Source organism: Microbispora sp. NPDC046973, from assembly GCF_040644495.1.
Lineage (GTDB): Bacteria > Actinomycetota > Actinomycetes > Streptosporangiales > Streptosporangiaceae > Microbispora.
This window is the reverse complement of the sequence record NZ_JBEYWQ010000001.1, coordinates 53,602-77,214: the sequence shown is the minus strand read 5'-3', so window position 1 is coordinate 77,214 and position 23,613 is coordinate 53,602. Positions and strand designations below refer to the sequence as shown.

Here is a 23,613-nt window from a genome sequence, read left to right as displayed (position 1 = left end):
CCCCTGTGATGCGCACGGCCCGCGGGCCGTGCGCATCACTCGGGAGCCCGAGAGCTACTTGGTGATCACGTCCTTGGGCACCTGCTTGTCGGCGGCGAGCGCCTCGAACAGGCGCAGCGCCTTCTGGGTGTCCCACTTGACCACCGCCTGGCCGCCGATCGTGGGCAGCGAGCCGATCGGCACGGCGGTGGCGACGGGCCCCTCACGCATGGCCAGTCCGACCGACAGCAGGTCGAACAGGCCGCTGCCGGGGTCGACGGAGACCGAGTCGGCCGCGCTCAGCGCCAGCGGGACCGAGGTGAACGGGTTGATCAGCGTGCCCGGGCTCGCGGCCTTCTGCACGACGGCGGAGAAGAACTGACGCTGCCGCTGGGTGCGCTCGAAGTCCGGGATGGCGCCGGTGGCCCGGGTGCGCACGTAGCCCAGCGCCGTGCCGCCGTCCATGTCCTGACAGCCCTTCTTCAGGTCGATCCCGGCCTTCGGGTCCTTGATGTCCTGCTTCACGCAGATGTTGACCCCGCCGATCGCGTCCACGATGCCGACGAAACCGCCGAAGCCGATCTCCATGTAGTGGTCGATCCTGATGCCGGTCACCCGCTCGACCGTCTTGGACAGCAGTTCCGGGCCGCCGAAGGCGTACGCCGCGTTCAGCTTGCCGCTGCCGTGCCCCTCGATCGGGACGTACGAGTCGCGGGGCAGGCTGACCAGGGTCGGCCGGCCGCTGTCGGGGATGTGCAGCAGCATCATCGTGTCGGTGCGCTTGCCGACCGCCTTGCCGGTCGCGAGCTTCCTGCGCTGCGCCGCCGTCAGGCCCGCCCGGCTGTCGGACCCGACCAGCAGCCAGTCCTCGCCCGGCGTCTCGGCGGGCCGCCCGTCGTAGTCGGTCAGCGACTCGACCGGCCGGAGCCGCGAGCCGATCCAGAAATATCCGGCGACGGCGGCGACGAGCAGGAGCACGACCACCACGACGACGATCCGCAGGATGGTCCTGCCGGTCCGGCGCGGCCCGCGTCCGCCGCCGCGCACGGACCCGTCACGGCCCGTCGGGCCGCCGCCACCGCCATGCGGGGCGCTTCCCCCGTCCCCGGCCTCGTGCCTGCTCCCGCCGAGCGGCCGGACCGGGGTGTCGCCGGAACGCGGCTTGCCGTACACCTTGGACCGGACCCGGGGAACCGTGTCCTCCCTGCCGGACCCCGCCGGCGCGGCCGCCCGGGGCCGACCGGCCGGAGGCTGCCCCGCCGGGGGCTGTGCCGTACGGGGTTGTGCCGTATGGGGTTGTGCCGGCGGGGGCTGCGCCGAACGCCGGTATGCACGGGTCGCCTCATCCTCGTCGGCCACGTGAACCCCCAGCCCTCGGCGTCTTACGACTGCTTTGACCGCAGCGGCGGAAGTCTTTGCCGATGCGTCCCCTTCTTCACGGTACCCAGACGCCCTCTAAGCAGTCAGTAAAGGCTGCCGGGAAACACAGGAGAGATTCCAGCCGTTACGGTGGTATACCACCACGCGAAAGGATCGTCGTGTCCGTTCCGGACCCCTGGAGTACCTGCCCGTGCACAGGCACGGGATCTCATGATCGCACGGCGGGCGCCCGATGAGCGCCGCCCTCGGCCTCCTGGCCGTCCTCCTCCTCACCCTGGCCACCGGATTCTTCGTGGCGCAGGAGTTCGCCTTCGTGGCCGCCGACCGCGGCACCCTCCGCGAGCAGGCGGCGGCCGGTGACGGCGCCGCGCGCCGGGCCCTCGACATCACCGGACGCCTGTCGTTCATGCTCTCCGGCGCGCAGCTCGGGATCACCGTCACCACCCTGCTGGTGGGCTTCATCGCCCAGCCCGCGATCGCCGGCGTGCTGCGCGGGCCCCTGGAGGCCGCCGGGCTGCCCGGCTCGGCCGTCCCCGGTGTCGCGGTGGCCCTCGGCGTCGCGATCGCCACCGTCGTGCAGATGATCGTCGGCGAGCTGGCCCCCAAGAACCTCGGCATCGCGCGGCCCGACGACGTCGCGAAGTTCCTCTCCCGCCCGACGCACGTCTATCTCGTGGTCGCCGGGCCGCTCATCCGCCTGTTCGACGCCGCGGCCACCCGGCTCGTGCGCCTGTTCGGCATCGAGCCCGTGGAGGAGCTCGAACACGGCGCCACCCCCGAGGAGCTGTCGCGCATCGTGACGGAGTCGGCCGCGGCCGGAGAGCTGCCGCCCCGGCTGGCCGAGACGCTGGAGCGGGCGCTGGAGTTCGGCGACCGCACCGCCGAGGACGTCATGGTCCCCCGGCCGCGCGTGGTCTCGCTGCGCGCCGAGTGGCCGATCGGCGAGTTCCTCGACGCCCTGCGCACGCACGGACACTCCCGCTATCCGGTCCTGGGCACCGACGCCGACGACGTCGTCGGAGTGGCCGGGCTGCCCGAGTATCTGAAGGCGGGCTCTCCCTCCGGCGGGCTCGTCGGCGGCATCACCCAGGCGCCGCTGCTCGTGCCCGCGACCCTGCCGCTGCCCGAGCTGCTGCGGCGGATGACCTCCGCGGGCGAGACGTTCACCTGCGTGATCGACGAGTACGGCGGTCTGGCCGGCGTGGTGACGCTGGAGGACCTGGCCGAGGAGCTCGTCGGCGAGCTGGTGGACGAGAACGACCCCGAACCGCTCGGTGTCGTACGGCAGGGCGACGGCGTCTGGGACGTGCCGGGCACCCTCCGCCTCGACGAGGTCGAGCGCGCCACCCACGTCCGGCTGCCCGAGAGCGAGGACTACGAGACCGTGGCCGGCCTCGTCCTCGCTCTCCTCGGCCGGATGGCCGAGCCGGGCGACCAGGTCGTCTCCCCCCTCGTGCCCGAGCCCCACCTCTTCGACGACGAGGACGACAACGCCGAGCGGGCCGTGCTCACGGTCCTGAGCGTGCGCCGCCGCGTCCCCGAGTGGGTGCGGGTGTCGACCAAGGCGTCGGCGGACGCTCCGGCCGAGGCCGCGGATGCGGACCCGCAGGAGCGGCCGGAGCGGGAGAAGGCCCGCGCGGCGGCCCGCGGCGGCGGCGGCGCCGACTACGCCCCCGAGCTGTTCTCCGCGCTGTTCCAGGGCAGGCCCGCATGAGCTCTCTCACCGGTGTTCTGCTCGGCGTAGCCCTGCTCGCCGTCAACGGGTTCTTCGTCGCGGCCGAGTTCGCCCTGGTCTCGGCCCGCCGCCACCGGCTGGAGGAGATCGCCGTCAGCGGCGGCCGGCTGGCCAAGGTCACGGCCCGCGCCGCGGTCAGGGGCGGGCGCGAGCTGTCGCTCATGCTGGCCGGGGCGCAGCTCGGCATCACGCTGGCCTCCCTGGGCCTCGGCATGGTCGCCGAGCCCTCCATCGAGCACCTGATGGAGCCGGTGCTCACGCTGCTGCCGGAGTCGCTGCGCACGCCCGTGGCGTACGTCGTGGCGCTCGCCCTGGTGACGTTCCTGCACATGGTCGTCGGCGAGATGGCGCCCAAGTCGCTGGCGCTCACGCACCCCGAGCGGGCGGCGATGGGGCTGGCGCTGCCGTTCCGTGGCTTCGCCTGGGTCGTCCGCCCGATCCTGGCCCTGCTGAACGCGCTGACCAACGGCATCCTGCGACTGGCCGGGGTGCGGCCCCGCGACGAGCTGGCCACCACCCGCACGCCCCGCCAGCTCGCCATGCTGGTCGCCGAGTCGGGCCGGATGGGCATGCTCGACCGCGACGAGCACGATCTGCTCACCCGCGCGCTGCGGGTCCACTCCCAGCCGGTGGAGCGGCTGATGGTGCCCGTCGGCGAGGCGTCCTCGGTGCCCGCGAACGCCGACGACCTGCTCGTACGCCGGACGGCCGCGCGCGGCGGGAGCCTGCGCGTGCTGGTCGTCACCCCCGACGACGTGGTCGGCGTGCTCCACGTGCGCGACGCGGTCCTCCAGCCGGGACGCAGGGCCGGCGAGCTGGCGACCCCCGTCCCCCGCATGGCGAAGGACACCACGATCTCCGACGCCGTGACCCTGCTGCAGGAGGCCCGCGCGCAGCTCGGGCTCGTCACGGACGCCGGCGGCACGCCCGTCGGTGTGATCGATCTCACCACCCTGGTCGGCGAACTGCTCGTCGCCTGACGGTGGGGGCGGCGCGCCCGCCGCGTGAGCGGGCGCGCCGACCTGGGACGTCACGACCCGTCCCGCGCCTGCGACTTCCCCGCAATCTCCCATCACGAGACATCTGCGCTCACGAACTGGGACAGAAGGTAAAGGTCGCCCCTGCAAGCGCGGGGAAAGTGGTTTGAAAGGCGGCCTCCTGAGAATGTGCAGTGCGCGACGGAGGGTCCCGATCTTCGGGGCCTCCGCCGCGACATCGCCAGGAGGGCCCGTGCCGTACGGGCCGGGAGGGGAGGCCGGACGTGGACGCTTCGCTTGCGACCAGGCGAGGCCGCCCACCTGTCCGGGGGCCGCACGAGGTCGTCCCCCTCGGCGGTGCAAAGAAAAATCCCCGCCGGGTCGAAGATTTTCTCCCGACCGGGCGAGGCTGCCCACCTGCCCGGGGGTTCCAGGGGGTCGTCCCCCTGGGCGACACAAAGAGAAAGCCCCGTGGGAAGGAAGCTCTGCTTCCGACCACACGAGGCTGCTTTCTCGTGGGCAAGGGGGGAGTTGAACCCCCACGTCCTCTCGGACACACGGACCTGAACCGTGCGCGTCTGCCATTCCGCCACTTGCCCTTGCGGTTGGCCCCCATCTCTGGGTGCCTGGAAAGGTTAGCACGTATCCGCCCGTGCTTACGAACCCGGATACGATCCTTCTAAACGACGATGCGAAGGAGCTCAGTGCAGCACCGGAGCGATCGCGACCGTAGTGGCATTGGAAGGGAGGTATCCGGTGGGAGTCCTTCAGCGCTTCGAGCGCAGGCTCGAAGGGTTGGTTGAAGGGGCCTTCGCGCGGGCGTTCAAGTCCGATCTCCAGCCGGTCGAGGTTGCCAGCGCCGTGCAGAGGGAGATGGACGAGCGCGCCGCGATCGTCGCTCAGGGTCGCACGCTCGTGCCGAACGACTTCGTGGTGGAGCTGTCGACGACCGACAGCGAACGGCTGGAGGTGTACGCCGACAGCATCAGTCACGAGCTCGCGACTCTCGCGCGGGAGTACGCCAAGGAGCAGGGCTACTCGTTCGTCGGGCCGGTGCGGGTGCGCTTCGAGACCGCCGACGATCTCGCGGTCGGGCTTTTCCGCATCCGGTCGGGTGTGATCCGGGGCGCCACGGTCGAGCAGGACGAGATCCGTCAGCCGCCGAGCGACCTGCCCGCCAGCCGCCCCAGCGCGTTCCAGGGCCGCCCCCGGCTGCTCGTCTCCACCCAGGACGATCCCCAGGGCCAGCGCTCGTACGAGCTGACCACACCGGTCACTCTGCTGGGCCGCGGTACCGATTGTGATCTTCGGCTGGTGGATCCCGGCGTATCACGGCATCATGCCGAGCTAAGAGTGGAAGGGCCACAGGTCGTGCTCGTGGACCTGGGGTCGACCAACGGCACCTTCGTCAACGGCCAGCCGGTCCGCAGGATCGAGATGCAGGACGGGACGAGAGTGACGCTCGGCCGCACGACACTGGTGTTCAGGCGCGATTAGAGGTAGACAAACGGTCCATGTCCGAGCTAACGCTGCTGCTGATCCGGCTCGCCTTCCTGGCGGTGCTGTGGTTCTTCGTGATCGCCGCGGTCGGCGTCATCCGGACAGACCTGTTCGGTCCGCGTACGGCTCCCGCGCCCGCACGTAAACCGGCCAAGCAGCCCCGAACGGTTTCCAAGCCCAAAAAGGGCGAACCCCGCCAGCTGATCGTCACCGGTGGCCCCCTGCAAGGGACCATCATCAACCTCACGGAGACGCCAATCACCATCGGCCGGGCGAACGACGCCACGCTGGTTCTCAGCGACGACTACGCTTCGAGCCGGCACGCCCGGCTCTTTCCCCAGGACGGCCAGTGGATCGTGGAGGATCTCGGCTCCACCAATGGCACGTACCTCGAACGTTCTAAAGTGACCCGCCCGACCCCGGTGCCCCTCGGAGTTCCGATCCGCATCGGCAAGACCGTCATCGAATTGCGCAAATGACCATCGCACTCCGCTACGCCGCTCGCTCGGACGTCGGGCTCCTCCGTGAAGGCAACGAGGACTCGGCGTACGCCAGCGGCCGCCTGCTGGCCGTCGCAGACGGCATGGGCGGGCATGCCCACGGCGAGGTGGCCAGTTCGGTCGCCATCGCCGCACTGTCGTCCCTCGACCGGGACGCCTTCGGCGGTGACCTGCTCAGCGCCATCGAGGCGGCGGTCCGGGACGCCAACCACCAGCTGCACGCGATGGTGGCCCGGGACCCGAGCCTCAAAGGCATGGGCACCACCCTCACCGCGATGCTCTGGAGCGGCTCACGCTTCGCGCTGGTCCACGTGGGCGACTCCCGCGCGTACCTGCTCAGGAACGGCGAGCTGTACCAGATCACGCACGACCACACGCTGGTGCAGTCCCTGGTGGACGACGGGCGGATCACCCAGGAGGAGGCCGCCAACCACCCCCAGCGCTCGATTCTGCTGCGCGCGCTGGACGGGAGCGGCGAGGTCGACCCCGACCTGCAGGACCGGGAGGCCCAGGTGGGCGATCGTTACCTGCTGTGCTCGGACGGCCTGTCCACGGTGGTCAGCGCCGAGACCCTGCACCACACCCTGACCACGATCGACGATCCCGAGGACGTCGTCCGGCAGCTCATCGACCTCGCCAACCGAGGCGGCGGGCCGGACAACATCACCTGCGTGGTCGCCGACGTGATCGAGGTGGACGACCTCCAGCCGCCCCTTGGGGCGGCGGCGGTCGTCGGTGCGGCCGGCTCCGGCCGGGTCCGCTCGGCGCCGCCCGACACCCCCGCGGGCCGGGCCACCACGGTCACCGCGCCCCAGCCCGTGATCACCGACGACGACCTGGACGACGAACCCGCGCGCGAGGCCCAGGCCTCCGCGCGGCGTTCGCGCAAAGGCCGGTCGGGCCCGAAAGCGGCCGTCGGGGTGCTGGTCGTCGCCGCCGCGCTCGGCGTCGGCGGCTATTTCGGCTACCAGTGGACCCAGAGCCAGTTCTACATAGGCGCCAAGGGAGACGAGCTCGTCGTCTTCCAGGGCGTCGACGCGGAGGTCGGGCCGGTGTCCTTCAAGAAGGTCGCCTACACCGACCACGTACGCGTCTCGTCGCTGCCGGCCGTGCAGCAGGACCAGGTCCGCAGCGGCATCCCGGTCGACAACCTGCAGACCGGGATAACCAGGATCAAGAGCTTCGGCGCCTCGGCGACGCCCACGCCGGACGCCAAGTCGACGCCGACCCCCACGAGGTCCAGTAAGTGACTGCTGTCGAAGCCACGCCCGTACCGATGACCGCGAAGAGGCGCGGCGCCCAGTTGGGCATGCTCGCCTTCGCCGTGCTGATCGTGATGGGCGCGTACGCCAGCGTCGGGCTCGGGATCAACGGCAAGGTCCCGTCCGGCATGCTCGGCTACGGCCTCGGCCTCGGCGGTCTGATGCTCGCGGCCTACCTGGTGCTCGCCAAGTGGGCGCCGTGGGCCGATCCTCTTCTGCTTCCCCTCGTGACGCTGGTCAACGGCATCGGCCTGGTGATGATCTACCGGATCGAGCTGGCCGGTGAGGATCTCGCCTCGGCGGCGAACCAGCTCATGTGGACGGCGCTCGGCGTGGTGATGTTCTCCGCGACTCTGATCGCGTTGAGGGACCACCGCGTCTTGCAGCGCTTCACCTACACCGCCGGCTTCGCCGGCATCGCACTGCTGGTGCTGCCCATGCTGCCCTTCATCGGCAGGGAGATCAACGGAGCCCGCATCTGGGTCGGCGTCGGCCCCTTCAGCATCCAGCCCGCCGAGTTCGCCAAGCTGGCCCTGGTCGTCTTCTTCGCGGGATACCTGGTCGCCAAGCGCGACGTGCTGGCCCTGGCGGGCCGCCGCCTGCTGTTCATCGACCTGCCCCGGGCCCGCGACCTCGGTCCGGTCCTCATCACCTGGGGGATCAGCCTCGGCGTCCTGGTCATGCAGAAGGACCTCGGCAGCTCGCTGCTGCTGTTCGGCGCGTTCATCGCGATGCTCTACATCGCGACGCAGCGCACCTCGTGGGTGCTCATCGGCATCCTGCTTTTCGTCGGCGGCGCCTTCCTCGCCGGGCAGATCTTCAGTCACGTCGAGGCCCGTTTCAACGTCTGGCTGCACGCCGAGGACCCCGCGCTGTACGACGCGGGCGGCGGTAGCTTCCAGCTCATGCAGGGCATGTTCGCCATGGGCTCAGGCGGCATCCTCGGCACCGGCCTCGGGCAGGGGTACCCGTACAAGGTCCCGCTGTCGTTCTCCGACTTCATCTTCACGGCGACGGGCGAGGAACTCGGCCTCACCGGCCTGATGGCCATCCTCATGGTCTACGCGCTGATCGTCGAGCGGGGGCTGCGCACGTCGCTGGCGGCCCGCGACCCCTTCACCAAGCTGCTCGCGGGCGGACTGTCGTTCATCCTGGCCTGGCAGGTGTTCATCATCGTCGGCGGCGTGACCCGGCTGATCCCGCTGACCGGTCTCGTGACGCCGTTCATGTCCGCCGGAGGCTCGGCCCTGCTGGCCAACTGGATGCTCATCGCCCTGCTCGTACGGATGTCCGACGCGGCCCGCCGGCCGCCGCCGCAGGCGATCCAGGACGAGGGACTGACCCAGGTGATGCAGCGATGAACAACCCGATCAAGCGCGTCGCCGTGGCCTGCCTGCTCATGTTCGGCCTGCTCATGGCCAACGTGACGTATCTCGGCGCGGTGAAGGCCGAGGGGTTGCGCAACGACTCGCGGAACGTGCGCATGTTGTACGGCCGATACAACATCGACCGCGGCTGGATCACGGCCGACAACGGCAAGACGACGCTGGCCAAGACCGTGGACACCGGCGACAAGCAGTTCCGGTTCGAGCGGGCTTATCCGCTCGGCAAGCCGTTCACGCACGTCGTCGGCTGGTTCGCGCCGGAGAGCGCGTCGGGCATCGAGGCCGCGATGAGCCGCTACCTCGACGGCAGCCACCCCGACCTGGTGGTCCGCCGGGCCATCGACATGGTGAGCGGCAAGCCCGCCAAGGGCGCGAGCGTCGACCTCACGCTGAACACCAAGGCCCAGGAGATCGCGTACAAGGACCTGGCCGGCACCGGCAAGCGCGGTGCGGTCGTCGCGCTCGAGCCGAAGACCGGAAAGATCCTGACGATGGTGTCGGTGCCGTCGTACGACCCGAACCCGCTGGCCAAGGCGAACAAGGACACCGTCAACAAGGCCTACAACAAGCTGGACAAGGACGGCAACAAGCCGTTGCTCAACCGGGCCATCGACCTGACGTTCGCCCCGGGCTCCACGTTCAAGACGGTCACCTCGGCGGCCTACCTCAGCGACGACACCTCCCGCGACGAGAACACGCAGGTCGACGCGCCCGACTCGCTGCCGCTGCCGGACACGAACATCTCACTGCCCAACTACCACGGCGAGTCGTGCGGCGGCCGGGCGACGCTGGTGCAGGCGCTCACGATCTCCTGCAACACGCCGTTCGCCATCATGGGCATGGACGTCGGCTACGACAAGCTCAAGGAGCAGGCCGAGAAGTTCGGGGTCGGCCAGCCGCTGGAGATCCCCCTCAGCGTCGCGGCCAGCAACATCGGCCCGGACGAGGGCAAGGCGGCTCTCGCCAAGACCGCGATCGGCCAGCAGAGCAACCAGATGACCCCGCTGCAGATGGCGATGGTCGCGGCCGGCATCGCCAACCAGGGCACGGTCATGAAGCCGTACCTGGTCAACAAGATCATGGGCCCGGACGGCGCGGAGATCGACGGGACCGACCCCGAGGAGCTGGACGAGGCCGTCACCCCCGAGGTGGCCGGCGAGCTGACCAAGATGATGATCGGCGTGATCGAGCACGGCACCGGCGGCGCGGCCAAGCTCCCGGGCATCACCGTGGCGGGCAAGACCGGAACGGCGGAGACCCTGCCGGGCAAGCCGTCGCACGCGTGGTTCATCTCCTTCGCCCCCGTGGAGGACCCGAAGGTCGCCGTGGCGGTCTTCGTGGAGTCCGGCAGCGCCGGCAACGACGCCACCGGCGGTGCGGTGGCCGCGCCGATCGCGCACGACGTCATGCAGGCGGTGCTCGGAGGGTGACCGACACATGACCGACACCGTGCTCGGCGGCCGCTACCGGCTGACCTCCCCCATCGCCGCGGGCGGCATGGGCGAGGTCTGGCGGGCCGACGACGAACTGCTCGGCCGGGAGGTGGCGATCAAGCTGCTCGGCCGCCACGTCGCGGGCGACGCCACTTTCCGCGACCGGTTCCGCTCCGAGGCCAGGATCACCGCCGCTCTGACCGACCCCGGCATCGCGCAGGTCTTCGACTACGGCGAGAGCGACGGCCTGGCCTACCTCGTGATGGAACTGGTGCGGGGCGAGCCGCTGTCGGCCATCCTCGCCCGCAACGGCACGCTCGGGCCGGACGTCACGCTCGACATCGTCGAGCAGACCGCCCGGGGATTGCACGCGGCCCACCGGGCCGGGGTGATCCACCGCGACGTCAAGCCCGGCAACCTGCTCGTCACCGAGAGCGGACAGGTCAAGATCACCGACTTCGGCATCGCCCGCGCGCTGGAGGCCGCGCCGCTGACCGCGACCGGCACCATCCTCGGCACCGCCCAGTACGTGAGCCCGGAGCAGGCGTCGGGCACCACCCTGACCCCGGCGAGCGACGTCTACTCGCTCGGTGTGGTGGCCTACGAGTGCCTCGCGGGCCGCCCGCCGTTCACGGCGGAGACCCCGGTGGCGCTCGCGCTGCGGCACCTCAACGACACGCCCCCGCCGCTGCCCGGCAACGTGCCCGCGCCGGTGGCGGCCCTCGTGATGGCCATGCTGGCCAAGGACCCCGCCGCGCGGCCGGAGACCGGGCCGGTGCTCCTCGACAGGGTGCGGGTGCTGCGCGAGACCCTCGCGGGCACGGCGGCCTCGACGGCGGTCCTCGGTTCGCTGACCGACCCCCGCGGCTTCCCCGCGGCAGGCGGCGCCGGCCACACCGTCCCTCCGGCCGCGGCCGGCCTGACGACACCCCTGGGTGAGCCCGCAGGGCCCGGGATCCCGCGTTCCGGCGCCACCGCGCCGCTGGGCCCGGTGCCGGCCGCCCCGCGCGGCGCTCCCGCGAGCGTCCCCGGCGCCCGTACGCGGCGCCCCGGAGGTCAGGCGCCCGCAGGCGGGCGCCGCCGCCGTCCGGCCCTGCTCCTCGCGACGGCGGGCTGCGCCGCCGCGGTCGGCATCGGGATCCTGGCCTTCACCACCCTCACCGACGAGCCGCCGCAGGACCCGGGTGAGACGGCCGCGCCCGTCTCATCGTCCCCCTCGCCGTCGCCATCGCCGTCGTCGGCACGTCCGCACAGGTCAGAGGTCCCACGGCCGCAACGGCCGACCGCTGCGGCGACGTCGGACGAGCCGAGCGCCCTTCCGTCGGCTACCGTAAGCAGGTCGGCATCAACCACCCAGACGCCCACACCGGCTTCGTCCCCGACCTCGACCCCGACTCCGACGTCCACCCCGGCCACGGAACCCAGTGAGACTCCGCTCCCGACGGACGCCCCACCCGACACGAACCCTCCGGATGAGGGGGAGTGATGAGGAGAGGGGTCGATGATGGAGACCGGTGGCACCCCACGATGAACGGCAAGGGACAGTGCAGGAAATGACTCAGCCACGACTACTCGGCGGACGCTACGAGCTGGACGGCGTCGTGGGGCGTGGCGGCATGGCCGAGGTGTATCGCGCCCGGGACATCCGGCTGGACCGCGTCGTCGCCATCAAGACGCTCCGCTCCGATCTCGCCAGGGACCACACGTTCCAGGCGCGGTTCCGGCGTGAGGCGCAGTCCGCCGCCTCGCTCAACCACCCGTCGATCATCGCCGTGTACGACACCGGCGAGGACATGATGGACGCCACACCGGTGCCGTACATCGTGATGGAGTTCGTCGACGGGCGGACGCTGCGCGACCTGCTGCGCGCCGACCGGCGGCTGCTGCCCGAGCGGGCCATGGAGTTGGTGGACGGCATCCTCCGTGCGCTCGACTACAGCCACCGGGGCGGCATCGTCCACCGGGACATCAAGCCGGCCAACATCATGTTGACGGTCAACGGCGAGGTCAAGGTCATGGACTTCGGCATCGCCCGGGCCATGGCCGACTCCGCCGCCACGATGACCCAGACGGCCCAGGTGATCGGCACCGCGCAGTACCTGTCCCCCGAGCAGGCCCGCGGCGAGCGCGTGGACGCCCGCAGCGACATCTACTCGACCGGCTGCGTGCTGTACGAGCTGCTCACCGGCCAGCCGCCCTTCACCGGCGACTCCCCCGTGGCGATCGCCTACCAGCACGTGCGGGAGGACCCGATCCCGCCGTCGCGGATCGACCCCGAGATCCCGCAGTGGGCCGACGCGATCGTGCTCAAGGCGATGGCCAAGGACCCGATCCAGCGCTACCAGAGCGCCGCGGAGATGCGCGGCGACATCCAGCGGGCGCTGTCGGGCATGCCGGTCGACCCGCAGACGATGGCGATGGCCACCCAGCAGTACAACGGGTACGGCGCGCCCGACCGCACGCGGACGATGACCACCGCCGGCGGCGCCCCCATGACGCAGAGCACGCGCGCCATCCCCGACTACGAGTACGCCCAGGAGGAGCGCGGCGGCGGCCGATACGACGGGCGGCGGCGCAGCGGCGGCGGCAACACCGCGCTGAAGACCACCCTGTGGATCCTCATCCCGCTGGTGGTGATCGGCGCCATGATCGGCGTCGGCTACGCCTTCCTCGGCTCCGGCGGCTCCTCCACGGCCGACAAGGTCCAGGTGCCGTCGGTGACGAACCAGACGAAGGCGGCCGCCGAGCAGGCGCTGAAGGCCGCCGGGTTCAAGGTCGCCTTCGGGCCGGAGGAGTTCAACGGCGACGTCCCCAAGGGCGCCGTCGTGAGCACCGACCCCCCCGGGGGTGAGCAGGCCGACCGCGGGGCCACGGTCACCGTCATCGTGTCCAAGGGCGAGGAGAAGGTCACCGTCCCCGACGACCTGATCGGCAAGACGCCGGAGGAGGCCAGGGCCGAACTGGAGGCGCTGGAGCTGAAGGTCAGCATCGTGCCGAAGGCCTCCACCAAGGAGCAGGGCAAGGTCTTCGACAGCAACCCCAAGCCGGGTGAGAAGGTCGAGAAGGGCGCCCTGGTCCGGCTGTACGTGCCCAAGGAGATGACGGAGGTCCCGAGCGTCGTCGGCCTCACGCTCGAGGACGCGACGCAGACGCTGAAGGGCGCGGGCTTCAAGGTCAAGACCTCGGAGCAGCCGAGCGACGTGGTGCCGCAGGGCAACGTGATCGACCAGTCGCCGCAGGCGGGGGCCAAGCTCAACCCCGGCACCACGATCACGCTGACGGTCTCCAGCGGCCCCTCGCAGGAGCAGCCGACGCAGGAGCCCCCGACCCAGGAGCCGACGGGGGACACGCCGACGGACGGCGGCGACGGCGGCGACGGCGGCGATGGCGGCGGCGTGCAGATCGGGCCGCCCGGGGACGGGGGCGACAACCCGTTCGGCAACTAGACGAGACGAGGGACGGCGGTCACCGCGAAGGCGGGGGCCGCCGTCGGCGTTTCGCCGGGGTTCGCCGGGTTCCGAAAGGCCCCGCCGCGACAGGGCCGGCTGACGGACGGGCCGGGCATGAGGAAGGGCTTCCGCCACTCGGGGGCAATGGCGGAAGCCCTCACTCTTCTAGTCGTAACGAGAGCGGAAAGCGTTACACGATCTGCGCGAGCCAATTTCCGAGCAGTTGATGGCCGTGCTCGGACACGACCGACTCGGGGTGGAACTGCACGCCCTCGATGGGGGCGTCGCGGTGGCGCAGGCCCATGATGACGCCGTCCGGGGTGGTGGCCGTCACCTCCAGCGCGTCCGGCACGGTGCCGGGGACCACGGCGAGCGAGTGGTAGCGCGTCATCGTGACCGGCGACGGGAGCTCCCGGAACACGCCCCGCCCATCGTGGGAGATCAGGCTGGTGCGGCCGTGCATCAGCTCGGGCGCGCGGCCCACCGCGGCCCCATACGCCACGGCGATGGCCTGGTGGCCGAGACAGACCCCGAGCAGCGGCAGGCCGCGCTCGGCGCAGTGCCGCACGAGGGACACCGACACCCCCGCGGCCTCCGGCGTGCCGGGCCCCGGCGACACGAGCACGGCGTCGAAGGCGTCGGCGTCGCCCACGACGACGTGGTCGCGCGGCCGCACGTCGCAGTCCGCGCCCAGAGCGCGCAGGTACTGCACGATCGTGTGCACGAAGCTGTCGTGATTGTCGACGACGAGCACCCGGATCGGGCTCATAGGTGTCTCCCGCTTCACCGGGGCGGCTGGGTGCGCAGAGCGGAAATCGGACTTTCAGCGTACGGCAATCCCGCATGGGGGATCGCCCGCCGGGTCCGCGCCGACTATCCTTGCTCGGGACTTCACCGCCACAGCGATTACGCTATTGACACCAGCCCGCACGACCGCGCGGGTACCCACCAGGAGAAGCTCCCGTGCCCAAGTCGAAGACCCGTAAGAAGGCCGTTTACACGCCGCCGCAGAAGGCGCAGACGGTGAAGGTCAGCCCCCGTTGGCTCGCCCCCGTCATGGTGGCCTGCTGGATCATCGGTATCGCCTGGATCGCGATCTACTACATCGCGCCGACCGTTCCCGGCATCTCCGCCCTGGCGAACTGGAACCTGCTGATCGGTTTCGGGCTCATCATCGTCGGCGTCGTACTGTCGACGAAGTGGCGTTAGGCTGCTTTCTTAAGATTCTTTCCACAGCCTTTATCCACAGCCTGTGGGCAGCAGGCGATGACCGGCTATCTGGACGGGTCAGCGCCGGGTTCAGGCCGGGCGTCGAGGTGCCCGGCCCGGCCGCGAGAGGTCAGCTTCGACCGAGCATCTCGGCGGTGAGGATGTTCCCGCCGAGGCCCCAGCCGCCGTCGGGCACCTCTTCGAGGAGGACCAGGGTGGTCGCCCGGGCCCGCTCGCCGTACACACTGGCGTAGGCGTCGGTGACGGCGTCGATGAGCTTCTTCTTGGACTCGGGGGTCAGGGTGTCCGCGGGCACCTTGAGGTTGGCGAACGGCATGGTCGTTCCTTTCAGGTCGCTTCGGGTGTTTCCGGGCCGGAGTGGGAAGGAGGAGCGCGCGGCGGGCGTCAGACGATGCCGCCGTTCGCGCGCACGACCTGCCCGTTGATCCAGTGCCCCGCGGGGCTCGCCAGGAAGGCGACGACCTCCGCGATGTCCTCGGGGGTGCCGAGCCGTTCGAGCGGGGGCTGCTTGGCCATCCGCTCGATGGTGGCCTCGTCCTTGCCCTCGAGGAACAACTCTGTGGCGGTCGGACCGGGCGCGACCGCGTTGACCGTGATGTCCCGTCCCCGCAGTTCGCGGGCGAGCACGAGCGTCATCGCCTCGACGGCGCCCTTGCTGGCGGCGTACGCCCCGTAGGTGGGCAGTTGCAGGCCCACGATGGACGTGGACATCGTGATGATCGTGCCGCCGTCGCGCACGCGGCGCGCGGCCTCCCTCGCGATGACGAAGGTGCCGCGGATGTTGGTGCGGTGCAGGGCGTCCAGGTCGGCGAGGTCGAGATCGGCGATCGGGGACAGCGCCAGGCGCCCCGCCGAGTTGACGACGACGTCGACCCCGCCGAACTCCTTGTCGGCCGCGTCGAACATCGCCGTGACCGCGTTCTCGTCCGCGACGTCGGCCTGCGCCGCGATCGCCCGGCCGCCGGCCGACGTCACGGCGTCGACCACCTCGGCCGCGGCCGCGGCCGCTCCCTGATATCCCACGACGACGGCGAAGCCCCGCGCGGCCAGCGTCGTCGCGATCGCCCGGCCGATCCCGCGGGAGCCGCCGGTGACGACGGCCACGCGCTGAGCACTCATTGGAGAACCCCCTAGGTCTATATCGTCGATACGTATTGCCCGTATCGGCGTTACGAGAGGGACATTAGCACGATCGCCGTATCGGCGCTAGCGGAGTTACGTATCATTGGTTACATGGCAGGTGCGGACACCCTACGCGCGGAAATGATCGAGGCCGCCGAGAGGCAACTGGCGACGTCCACCGACAACGACATCGCCACGCGGGCGGTCTGTGAGGCGGTCGGCGTGACCCAGCCCGTGCTCTACCGGCTGTTCGGCGACAAGCGGGGGCTCCTCGACGCCGTCGCCGACCACGGGTACGAGCGCTACGCCGCGCTCAAGGCCGCCCAGGAGCAGACGCGCGACCCGGTGGCCGACCTGCGGGCCGGCTGGGACGGCCACATGGCGTTCGCCCGGGAGAACCCGGCTCTCTACCAGCTCATGTTCACGCCCCGGCCGTGGTCCCGGTCCACGGCTCGCGACCGCGTCTTCGAGCTGCTGGAGGCGACGCTCGTGCGGTGTGCGGCGATCGGCGCGCTGCGAGTGGATCCGCCGATCGCCGCCCGGCTGATCCTGTCCGCGAGCGTCGGGGCCGCGCTCGACCACATCGCCAGTCCGGAGCTGTTCGACGACCCCGCGCTGTCCCACCGCATGCGCGACGCCGTGTTCGCGCACGTGCTCACCGAGGCGACCGTGCGGGAGGACGCCGACCCCCTCCACGAGGCCGCGTTGCGCCTGCGTGCGCAGCTCGACCTCGCCGGCACCGACGCCCTCGAGCCGGTCGAGACCGCCCTGCTCCGGCGCTGGCTCGACCGCATCACGCAGCCCGGCGAGGGGAGCGTCAGGTGAGGGCGCCCTCCAGCAGCCCGTACGGCGGGAGCATGGTGACGAGCAGGACCAGCGCCACCAGCACCGCGGCGGCGACGCCGGCCTGTACGAGAGCGCGGTTGCGCGGCGGAGCGTAGGCGAAGCCGGCGGCGATGATCGTGCCGGTCACGAGCCCGCCGAGATGGCCCTGCCAGCTGATGCCCGGCACGACGAACGTGAGCACCACGTTGATGCCGATCAGCCAGAGGGCACCGCGGGCGTCGTAGCCGAGCCTGCGGGCGACGACGAACAACGCGCCGAACAGGCCGTAGATGGCGCCGGAGGCGCCGACGGCCGACGTGCCGAACAGGTAGATGGCGACCGAGCCGCCCAGCGCCGACAGCAGGTAGAGCGCGGCGAACCGGCCCGAGCCGAGCCTGCGCTCCAGTTCGGGGCCGAGGGCGTAGAGCGCCCACATGTTGAACAGGATGTGCCAGAACGACGGCGGCGGAGAGTGCAGGAAGGCACTGGTGATCAGGCGCCACCACTCGCCCATGTGGACCCCGAGGGACCACATCGCGAACCGCTGGACGACCTCGTCCGGGCGCAGGACCTCGGCCCCGTACGCGAGCACGTTGAGGACCAGCAGGGTCCACGTGACGCGGGGCGTGGTCACGGCGGCCCCGCCGAAGGTCGCCTGGGCCTGCCGCACCTCGCGGTTGCCGTCGCGGACGCACTCCGGGCACTGGTGGCCGACCGCGGCCTCGCGCATGCAGTCGGGGCAGATCGGGCGCTCACAGCGCTGGCAGCGGACGTAGGTCTCGCGATCGGGATGCCGGTAGCAGGTGGGCACGGCTTGCGCCCCCGGCTGCGGGGGCGGCGGAGGCTGGGAGGTCATCGGGTCCTTTCCTGGGCGAATCCCTGTGGGGGCGCATCCACCAGCCAGCCTATAAGCCGGAAACGCCCCGGCCGCGTGTTCGCGCGGCCGGGGCGTCTCAGGAGCGTCGGAAGGGGCGGTGTCAGGACCGCTCGATGGTGACCTCTTCGAGGACCACGTCGTTCACCGGCCGGTCGTTGCGGCCGGTGGGGGTCTTGCCGATCGCGTCGACCACCTCGGCGCCCTCGATCACCTCACCGAAGATCGTGTGCCCCTGGTTGAGGTGCGGCTGCGGGCTCATCGTGATGAAGAACTGGGAGCCGTTGGTGCCCTTGCCGAACCGCTTGCCCGCGTTCGCCATGGCGAGCAGGTAGGGCCGGTTGAACTGGTTCTCCGGGTGGATCTCGTCGTCGAAGCTGTAGCCGGGGCCGCCGACGCCCTGCCCGAGCGGGTCGCCGCCCTGGATCATGAAGCCGTTGATGACACGGTGGAAGATCGTGCCGTCGTAGAGCTTGGTGTTCGTCTGCTTCTCGCCGGTCTCCGGGTGGGTCCACTCCCGGGTGCCCTCGGCGAGTTCGACGAAGTTGCGCACGGTCTTCGGCGCCTTGTTGGGGAACAGCTGGACGCGGATCGTGCCGTGGTTCGTGCGCAGATTCGCGATGAGGTTGTCAGCCACGAGGGCCGCCCCCTTTGGTAGCTCGTGTTAGTTGTCCGGTGAACAGGGTATCGAGCATGCCTTCAAGCACCGCTCGTGATTGAGCCACGACCATCCGGGAAGGGGTCGTTCCGGGGCCCCGTCGATTGGGGAGGTTGATCGTGTCCCTGACAATGAACAGAAGGCGCCGCGCCGAGGTGGTCATCCCGCAAACGTGGCTGAGCAGGATGAGAGACCAGGCGATGAAGGCCGGCGGCCGGGTGAGTCCGGTGGCGGAGACCGCACGGGATCTCGCCACGCACCGGATCGAGGACGCCAGGATCTGGGCGGCGCCGAAGCTCGACCAGGCGGCGCAGTCGGTCGAAGAGCAGATCGCTCCGATCGTCAGCGCGTTCCTGACCGAGTTGGCCCGCAGGATCGACGTGACCAGCACCAGGAGAACCCGCCGGCGCTGGCCGGTCGTCGCGCTGCTGGGCGGTGTCGCGATCGGCGCTGTGGGCGTGGCGATGTACCGCAACAACGCCCAGCGCTGGACCGAGACCATGCGGGAGAGCATGCGGCACACCGGCTCCGACGCCAGCAAGTGGGTCGGAGACAAGGCCGAGGATGTCAGCGAGAAGGCCGACAAGGCCGCCGACGAGATCTCGGGAAAAATGTCCTAGCACATCCCTCACAGCCACCCGGTACGGCCGGCGTTCCCCCAACGCCGGCCGTACTGTGTTTCCCGCATCGCCATCGGCGCGCTCACACCCGCCGGGTCGTGCCGGAGGCGCGCAATGAACACATCCCTCGTCACGTGCTCGCTCGTTCCTCGCTGCGCGCGTTCCTCAGTCCAGACCGGCGGCGCGCCCCTCAGGCTCGCTCGGTTGTCGCCCGCGTTCAGGGGGTCGGAGTCTCCAGGCGGTGCAGTACGGCGGGGAGACGGTCCTCGTAGACCACGGTGAGACGCCGGGTCGCCCGGGTGATGGCGACGTACAGGTCCTGGCCGCCCTTGGGTGACTGACGCAGGATGCCCTCGGGATCCACGACCACCACGGCGTCGAACTCCAGGCCCTTCGAGCCGCGCACGGTGAGGACGGCCACCGGGCTGTCCAGGGGATCGACGGCCTCGGGGAACAGCGCGGCGACCTCCGCGTGCCGGGCGTCCGGCGTGACGACGCCGACCCGGCCCTCGCCGATCTCGCGCAGCTCCGACTCCACGAGCAGCCGCAGGTCGGTGCCGCCTGCGGGCACGGCGCGGGGGCGGGCGCCGCCGAACCGGACCGACTCGGGCGGCTCCTCCCCGGGCGCCACGGCCCGCAGCACGTCGGCGGCGACCTCCATGATCTCGGCGGGCGTCCGGTAGTTGACCAGCAGGCGCTCCTCCCGCCAGCGTCCCTTCACGTACGGGTCGAGCATCTCGCCCCACGACCGCGCGCCTGCCGCCGAGCCGGTCTGGGCGATGTCGCCGACGACCGTCAGGGAGCGGGCCGGAACCCGCCGCATCACCGTCCGCCAGGCCATCGCCGACAGCTCCTGCGCCTCGTCCACGATCACGTGTCCGTACGCCCAGGTGCGGTCGCGGGCGGCCCGGTCGGCCGTCGTCGTGTACGGCCCGTCGTCGCGGTTGAGGCCGGCCAGCAGGGTCGCGTCGAGCACCGGATCGACGTCGGTGATCGTCAGTACCTCCCGCGCGTACAGTTCCTCCTCGCGGCGTTCCTCCTCCTCGCGGCGTCGCCTGGCCCCCGCCCCGTAGTCGTACTCGCCGAGCAGCTCGGCGGCCTCGTCCAGCAGGGGGACGTCGCCGACCGTCCACGGCGCCTCGCGGGGCCGCAGCAGGAGCGCGCGCTCCTCCTCCGTCAGGTAGGGCCCGGCCGCCGTACGCAGCCGCTCCTCGTCCGACAGGAGCTCGCGGACGAGCCGCTCCGGGGTGATCTCCGGCCACAGGGCGTCGAGCGCGTCGCGCACCGACCGGTGCTCCCACAGGGTCGTGGCGGCGTACCGCAGGTCGCCGTCCTCGAGCGGCCGGTCGAGCTGTGCCGCCTCGTCCCGGGCCAGCGCCCGCAGCACCTGGTCCACGAACGTCCACCGGGCGATGTTGTGCTGCCGCCGCAGGCCGCGTGCGCGGTCCCGGGCCCCCAGGCAGGTGGCGTGGTCCACCCGCAGCGTCATCTCCTCGACGACGACCTCCACGCCGCCGCGCACCGACGTGCGGACGGGGATCCTCACCTCCAGGTCGCCCTGCGGCACGCGCTCGCGGTCGCGGACCGCCTCCTCGACCACCCCGGCCATGCGCGGGTCGCCCTTGACGACGGCGACGGCCGGCTCGTCCTCGGCGGCGGCCCGCACGCCGGGGTGGAGCCCGCCCAGGCTCGTCAGCACCACCTGCGTCTCGCCCAGCGCGGGCAGCACCTGGCTGATGTAGCGGGAGAACGTCGCGTTGGGACCGACGACGAGCACGCCGCGTCGTTCCAGGGTGTCGCGGTGGGTGTAGAGCAGGTACGCCGCGCGGTGCAGGGCGGCCACGGTCTTGCCCGTGCCCGGGCCGCCCTGCACGACGAGCGCCCCCGCCAGGCCGGAGCGGATCACCCGGTCCTGTTCGCGTTGGATGGTGGCGACGACCTCGCCCATGCGCCCGGTGCGCCCGCGGCGCAGCGCCGCGAGCAGCGCGGCCTCGCCGACGAGCGTACGGCGGTCCCCGTCGGCCATCCGGTCGAGGTCGAAGACCTCGTCGTCGATGCCCACGACATCGCGGTGGCGCGTGTGCAGATGCCGGCGGCGTACGAGCGGGCCCGGGTCGCCGGGGGTGGCGACGTAGAAGGGGCGGGCGGCGGGGGCCCGCCAGTCGACGAGCACGGACGTGTGGTCGTCGTCGCGCAGCCCGATGCGGCCGATGTAGAGGGTCTCGCCCCCGGCGTCGTCGATGCGGCCGAAGCACAGGCCGCGTTCGACGGCCGACAGTTGCGCGAGGCGGCGGGCGTGCTCGGCCGCCGCCACCTCCCGCTCCACGACGGCCTGGCGGGTTCCCGTGCCGCCGCGGGCCAGGACTTCGCGCATGCCGCGCTCGGCCCGTTCGCGGGCGATGTCGAGACGGCCGTACAGCATGGAGACATAGGACTGCTCGATCCGCAAGGCCTCGGCGCGAGCGGAGTCGGATTGACGGTCAGCCATTCCTGTGATAAACTCCTAATGAGGACATCTGACTTTCAGATAACTGGGAATCTCTCACTATAGGGCATCGCGCCTCTGCGGCGAAGCACGCCTCCGTCCACTCCGCTCTGGGGTGGATTTTTTGTTTTCACGGGACTTGTGTGACTGATGTGAGTGATGTCGCGTCCGTCCTGGGTAATCGGCGTACGGCGCGATGAGTGGTACGCATCACCACATTCCGTCCGGATTCGCATCGCGCCATGGTCAACCGTCGCGCGGCGCGGGACGTCTTTGGAAACAAGGAGGCCCGGATGGACGTCCTCGAGAGCCTCGTGGACGACGAGCTCCGCCTGGAGCTCGTCCTCATCGAGGCACTGCATCACGAGGCGGAACGGCTGGCCGCCCCGGCCGTCCGCTGAGATCACCAGCCCGCCGCCTCGTAGGGGGGCGGCGGGCGCCCTCTCCCCGGTCAGGCCCAGGGGCGGAAGACGGCACGGACGCAGCCGTCCTTCTTGTGCTTGAACATGTCGTAGCCCTTGGGCCCCTCGTCGAGCGTCATGGTGTGCGTCGCGAGGTAGGAGGTCTTCAGATCGCCCTTCGCGATGCGGTCGAGGAGCTTCGGGATGTACCGCTGGCCGTGCTGCTGCGCGCCGCGCAGCGTGAGGCCCTTGTTCATCAGCGCGCCGAGCGGGAACTTGTCCACGAAGCCGGCGAAGACCCCCAGCACGAACACCGAGCCGCCCTTGCGGCAGGCGTGAATCGCCTCCCGCACCGCGATCGGGCGGTCCTGCTCCAGGCGCAGCTGCTGTTTGATCCCGTCGTAGACACGCTGGATCCCGGTGCTGTCGGCCTCCATGCCGACGGCCTCGACGCACACGTCCGGACCCCGGCCGCCCGTGCGCTCGCGCAGCTCGGCGGTGACGTCGGTGCTCGTGTAGTCGATCACCTCGCAGCCCACGTGGCGGGCGGTCATGGCCAGCCGTTCCGGGTAGCGGTCGATCGCGATGACCCGCTCGGCGCCGAGGAGCATGGCGGCCCGGGCGGCCATCTGACCGACGCCGCCGCATCCCCACACCGCCACCACGTCCCCGGGCCGTACGCCGCCGAGCTCGGCGCCCATCCAGCCCGTCGGGGCCGCGTCGGAGGCGAACAGGGCGTCGAGGTCCGAGACGCCCTCGGGAATGGTGAAGGCGTTGTAGTCCACGAAGGGCACCCGGATGTACTCGGCGTGGCTGCCCCGGAAGCCGCCCATCGCATGGGAGTAGCCGAAGATGCCGGCGGTCGTGCCGCCCCACATCAGGTCCGTGATGCCCGGCGTGGGGTTGCTGTTCTCGCACAGCGACCACTCGTCGTGACGGCAGGCCCAGCAGCGGCCGCACCCGATGATCGAGCAGACCACGACCCGGTCGCCCGGCCGGTGCCGGCTCACCTCGGGGCCGACGTCGACGATCTCGCCGATGAACTCGTGCCCGATGACGTCACCGGCCCGCATGGCCGGGATGTAGCCGCCGAGCAGGTGGAGGTCGGAACCGCAGGTGGTGCTCGCCGTCACCTTCACGATCGCGTCCTGGGCGTTGAGGATCGCGGGGTCGGGCACCTGCTCGACCGACAGTTCGTTCACGCCCTGCCAGCACAGCGCCTTCACAGCCGCCCTCCTTCCGCCGCGCGTCCCAGCGCCATGTCGAGGACCTTGCCCGGCAGGGTCGGCCGGGTCGTCGCGATCTCCTCGTCCGAGCGCAGCACGTCGCCGGTCTCGAGCAGCGACTTCGTCTCGCGCAGCGCCGTACGGACCGTCGTGCGGGGATCCTCACCCCGCAGCCGGGCGAGGACGCCGTCGGCGCCGGCCCGGTGCTCCCGCGGCCTGGCGTAGATCTCCGTGCCGCGGTCGCCGGGTGCCCGGTTCATCCGGACCTCGGCGTCCACCCGGGCCAGCGGCTCGGGCAGGTGCCCGGCCGGGGCGATCTCGTCCGGCGGCCGGTTGATCGTGACGCCCAGCCAGCGGCTGGACTCCAGCGGGTCCTTCGCCGCGGCCCGCACCCGGTCACGCGAGGCCGCCCAGCGCGCCACCCCCAGGCCGGCAGCCGCGAGCGCCGCCGCTCCAGCAACGAGACGTTTCATGGCCTTCGCCCCCTCCACGGCCGACTTCCTCGGTGCTACCCCCGCTCATGGGCTCTATCCCGCCCCCCGGCGGGCATCTGAGGAGGAGTTGGACGCGAG

21 protein-coding genes and 1 tRNA gene are annotated in these 23,613 nt (G+C 71.1%); 12 read left to right on the top strand and 10 right to left on the bottom strand.

Annotated elements, in window-relative coordinates:
* Positions 1 to 54 precede the first annotated feature (54 nt).
* The gene (locus ABZ860_RS00365) at positions 55 to 1,338 is read right to left on the bottom strand and encodes an LCP family protein (RefSeq protein ID WP_357212901.1); all 1,284 of its coding nucleotides are present in this window, start codon (positions 1,336 to 1,338) and stop codon (positions 55 to 57) included.
* Positions 1,339 to 1,591: 253 nt separating this feature from the next.
* Here ABZ860_RS00365 and ABZ860_RS00360 point away from each other — a divergent pair, with 253 nt between their 5' ends.
* Both ABZ860_RS00360 and ABZ860_RS00355 read left to right on the top strand, forming a co-directional pair.
* Positions 1,592 to 3,073: a hemolysin family protein gene (locus ABZ860_RS00360; RefSeq protein WP_357212898.1), complete on the top strand. Its 1,482-nt coding sequence runs from the start codon at positions 1,592 to 1,594 to the stop codon at positions 3,071 to 3,073.
* Positions 3,070 to 4,074 (top strand): hemolysin family protein, encoded by a 1,005-nt coding sequence (locus tag ABZ860_RS00355; RefSeq protein WP_357212896.1) that lies wholly within the window; start codon positions 3,070 to 3,072, stop codon positions 4,072 to 4,074. Before ABZ860_RS00360 ends, ABZ860_RS00355 begins: the two co-directional genes overlap by 4 nt.
* Before the next feature lie 513 nt (positions 4,075 to 4,587).
* On the opposite strand, the gene ABZ860_RS00350 is transcribed toward ABZ860_RS00355, so the two are convergent.
* A tRNA-Leu gene (locus tag ABZ860_RS00350) sits at positions 4,588 to 4,670 on the bottom strand.
* 157 nt (positions 4,671 to 4,827) lie between these two features.
* Here ABZ860_RS00350 and ABZ860_RS00345 point away from each other — a divergent pair.
* The 7 genes from ABZ860_RS00345 to pknB all read left to right on the top strand — a co-directional run bounded on the left by ABZ860_RS00345 (position 4,828) and on the right by pknB (position 13,597).
* Positions 4,828 to 5,568, top strand: a complete 741-nt coding sequence (locus ABZ860_RS00345) for a DUF3662 and FHA domain-containing protein (protein ID WP_079313435.1) — start codon at positions 4,828 to 4,830, stop codon at positions 5,566 to 5,568.
* A 17-nt stretch (positions 5,569 to 5,585) separates the two neighbouring features.
* Positions 5,586 to 6,050: an FHA domain-containing protein gene (locus tag ABZ860_RS00340; protein WP_357212893.1), complete on the top strand. Its 465-nt coding sequence runs from the start codon at positions 5,586 to 5,588 to the stop codon at positions 6,048 to 6,050.
* Positions 6,047 to 7,321, top strand: coding sequence for a Stp1/IreP family PP2C-type Ser/Thr phosphatase (locus ABZ860_RS00335; protein WP_357212891.1), 1,275 nt, complete (start codon positions 6,047 to 6,049; stop codon positions 7,319 to 7,321). Before ABZ860_RS00340 ends, ABZ860_RS00335 begins: the two co-directional genes overlap by 4 nt.
* Positions 7,322 to 7,347: 26 nt before the next feature.
* Positions 7,348 to 8,694 carry an FtsW/RodA/SpoVE family cell cycle protein gene (locus ABZ860_RS00330; RefSeq protein WP_357212889.1) on the top strand — a complete coding sequence of 449 codons (1,347 nt, stop codon included), beginning with the start codon at positions 7,348 to 7,350 and terminating at the stop codon, positions 8,692 to 8,694.
* Positions 8,691 to 10,148 carry a penicillin-binding transpeptidase domain-containing protein gene (locus ABZ860_RS00325; RefSeq protein ID WP_357212886.1) on the top strand — a complete coding sequence of 486 codons (1,458 nt, stop codon included), beginning with the start codon at positions 8,691 to 8,693 and terminating at the stop codon, positions 10,146 to 10,148. Before ABZ860_RS00330 ends, ABZ860_RS00325 begins: the two co-directional genes overlap by 4 nt.
* 7 nt (positions 10,149 to 10,155) lie before the next feature.
* Positions 10,156 to 11,637, top strand: coding sequence for a protein kinase (locus tag ABZ860_RS00320; protein ID WP_357212883.1), 1,482 nt, complete (start codon positions 10,156 to 10,158; stop codon positions 11,635 to 11,637).
* A gap of 67 nt (positions 11,638 to 11,704) precedes the next feature.
* Complete coding sequence (gene pknB, locus ABZ860_RS00315) at positions 11,705 to 13,597, top strand: Stk1 family PASTA domain-containing Ser/Thr kinase (RefSeq protein WP_357212880.1); 1,893 nt, start codon at positions 11,705 to 11,707, stop codon at positions 13,595 to 13,597.
* Positions 13,598 to 13,790: 193 nt separating this feature from the next.
* Here the strand turns inward: pknB and ABZ860_RS00310 are convergent, their stop codons facing one another.
* Complete coding sequence (locus ABZ860_RS00310) at positions 13,791 to 14,369, bottom strand: gamma-glutamyl-gamma-aminobutyrate hydrolase family protein (protein ID WP_357212878.1); 579 nt, start codon at positions 14,367 to 14,369, stop codon at positions 13,791 to 13,793.
* 194 nt (positions 14,370 to 14,563) lie between these two features.
* On the opposite strand from ABZ860_RS00310, the gene ABZ860_RS00305 reads away from it, so the two are divergent.
* Positions 14,564 to 14,809 carry a cell division protein CrgA gene (locus ABZ860_RS00305; RefSeq protein ID WP_193201883.1) on the top strand — a complete coding sequence of 82 codons (246 nt, stop codon included), beginning with the start codon at positions 14,564 to 14,566 and terminating at the stop codon, positions 14,807 to 14,809.
* A gap of 130 nt (positions 14,810 to 14,939) precedes the next feature.
* On the opposite strand, the gene ABZ860_RS00300 is transcribed toward ABZ860_RS00305, so the two are convergent.
* Positions 14,940 to 15,146 (bottom strand): 4-oxalocrotonate tautomerase family protein, encoded by a 207-nt coding sequence (locus ABZ860_RS00300; RefSeq protein WP_357212874.1) that lies wholly within the window; start codon positions 15,144 to 15,146, stop codon positions 14,940 to 14,942.
* Between the two features lie 68 nt (positions 15,147 to 15,214).
* Entirely contained in the window at positions 15,215 to 15,949 is a 735-nt protein-coding gene (locus tag ABZ860_RS00295) for an SDR family oxidoreductase (RefSeq protein WP_357212871.1), read from the bottom strand.
* Positions 15,950 to 16,063: 114 nt separating this feature from the next.
* Here ABZ860_RS00295 and ABZ860_RS00290 point away from each other — a divergent pair, with 114 nt between their 5' ends.
* Positions 16,064 to 16,777, top strand: a complete 714-nt coding sequence (locus tag ABZ860_RS00290; RefSeq protein WP_357212869.1) for a TetR/AcrR family transcriptional regulator — start codon at positions 16,064 to 16,066, stop codon at positions 16,775 to 16,777.
* Here ABZ860_RS00290 and ABZ860_RS00285 read toward each other — a convergent pair.
* Positions 16,770 to 17,633, bottom strand: a complete 864-nt coding sequence (locus ABZ860_RS00285) for a rhomboid family intramembrane serine protease (RefSeq protein WP_357212866.1) — start codon at positions 17,631 to 17,633, stop codon at positions 16,770 to 16,772. The two genes, ABZ860_RS00290 and ABZ860_RS00285, sit on opposite strands and share 8 nt — an antisense overlap.
* A gap of 121 nt (positions 17,634 to 17,754) precedes the next feature.
* Positions 17,755 to 18,288: a peptidylprolyl isomerase gene (locus tag ABZ860_RS00280; protein ID WP_357212865.1), complete on the bottom strand. Its 534-nt coding sequence runs from the start codon at positions 18,286 to 18,288 to the stop codon at positions 17,755 to 17,757.
* Between the two features lie 152 nt (positions 18,289 to 18,440).
* On the opposite strand from ABZ860_RS00280, the gene ABZ860_RS00275 reads away from it, so the two are divergent.
* Positions 18,441 to 18,929, top strand: a complete 489-nt coding sequence (locus tag ABZ860_RS00275) for a hypothetical protein (protein ID WP_357212862.1) — start codon at positions 18,441 to 18,443, stop codon at positions 18,927 to 18,929.
* Positions 18,930 to 19,146: 217 nt separating this feature from the next.
* Here ABZ860_RS00275 and ABZ860_RS00270 read toward each other — a convergent pair whose 3' ends face one another.
* From ABZ860_RS00270 to ABZ860_RS00260, 3 genes are all read right to left on the bottom strand, one after another.
* Positions 19,147 to 21,417 carry an ATP-binding domain-containing protein gene (locus tag ABZ860_RS00270; protein WP_357212859.1) on the bottom strand — a complete coding sequence of 757 codons (2,271 nt, stop codon included), beginning with the start codon at positions 21,415 to 21,417 and terminating at the stop codon, positions 19,147 to 19,149.
* Positions 21,418 to 21,865: 448 nt separating this feature from the next.
* Positions 21,866 to 23,041: a zinc-dependent alcohol dehydrogenase gene (locus tag ABZ860_RS00265; protein WP_357212856.1), complete on the bottom strand. Its 1,176-nt coding sequence runs from the start codon at positions 23,039 to 23,041 to the stop codon at positions 21,866 to 21,868.
* Positions 23,038 to 23,514 (bottom strand): hypothetical protein, encoded by a 477-nt coding sequence (locus tag ABZ860_RS00260; protein WP_357212853.1) that lies wholly within the window; start codon positions 23,512 to 23,514, stop codon positions 23,038 to 23,040. Before ABZ860_RS00260 ends, ABZ860_RS00265 begins: the two co-directional genes overlap by 4 nt.
* Positions 23,515 to 23,613: the final 99 nt, after the last annotated feature.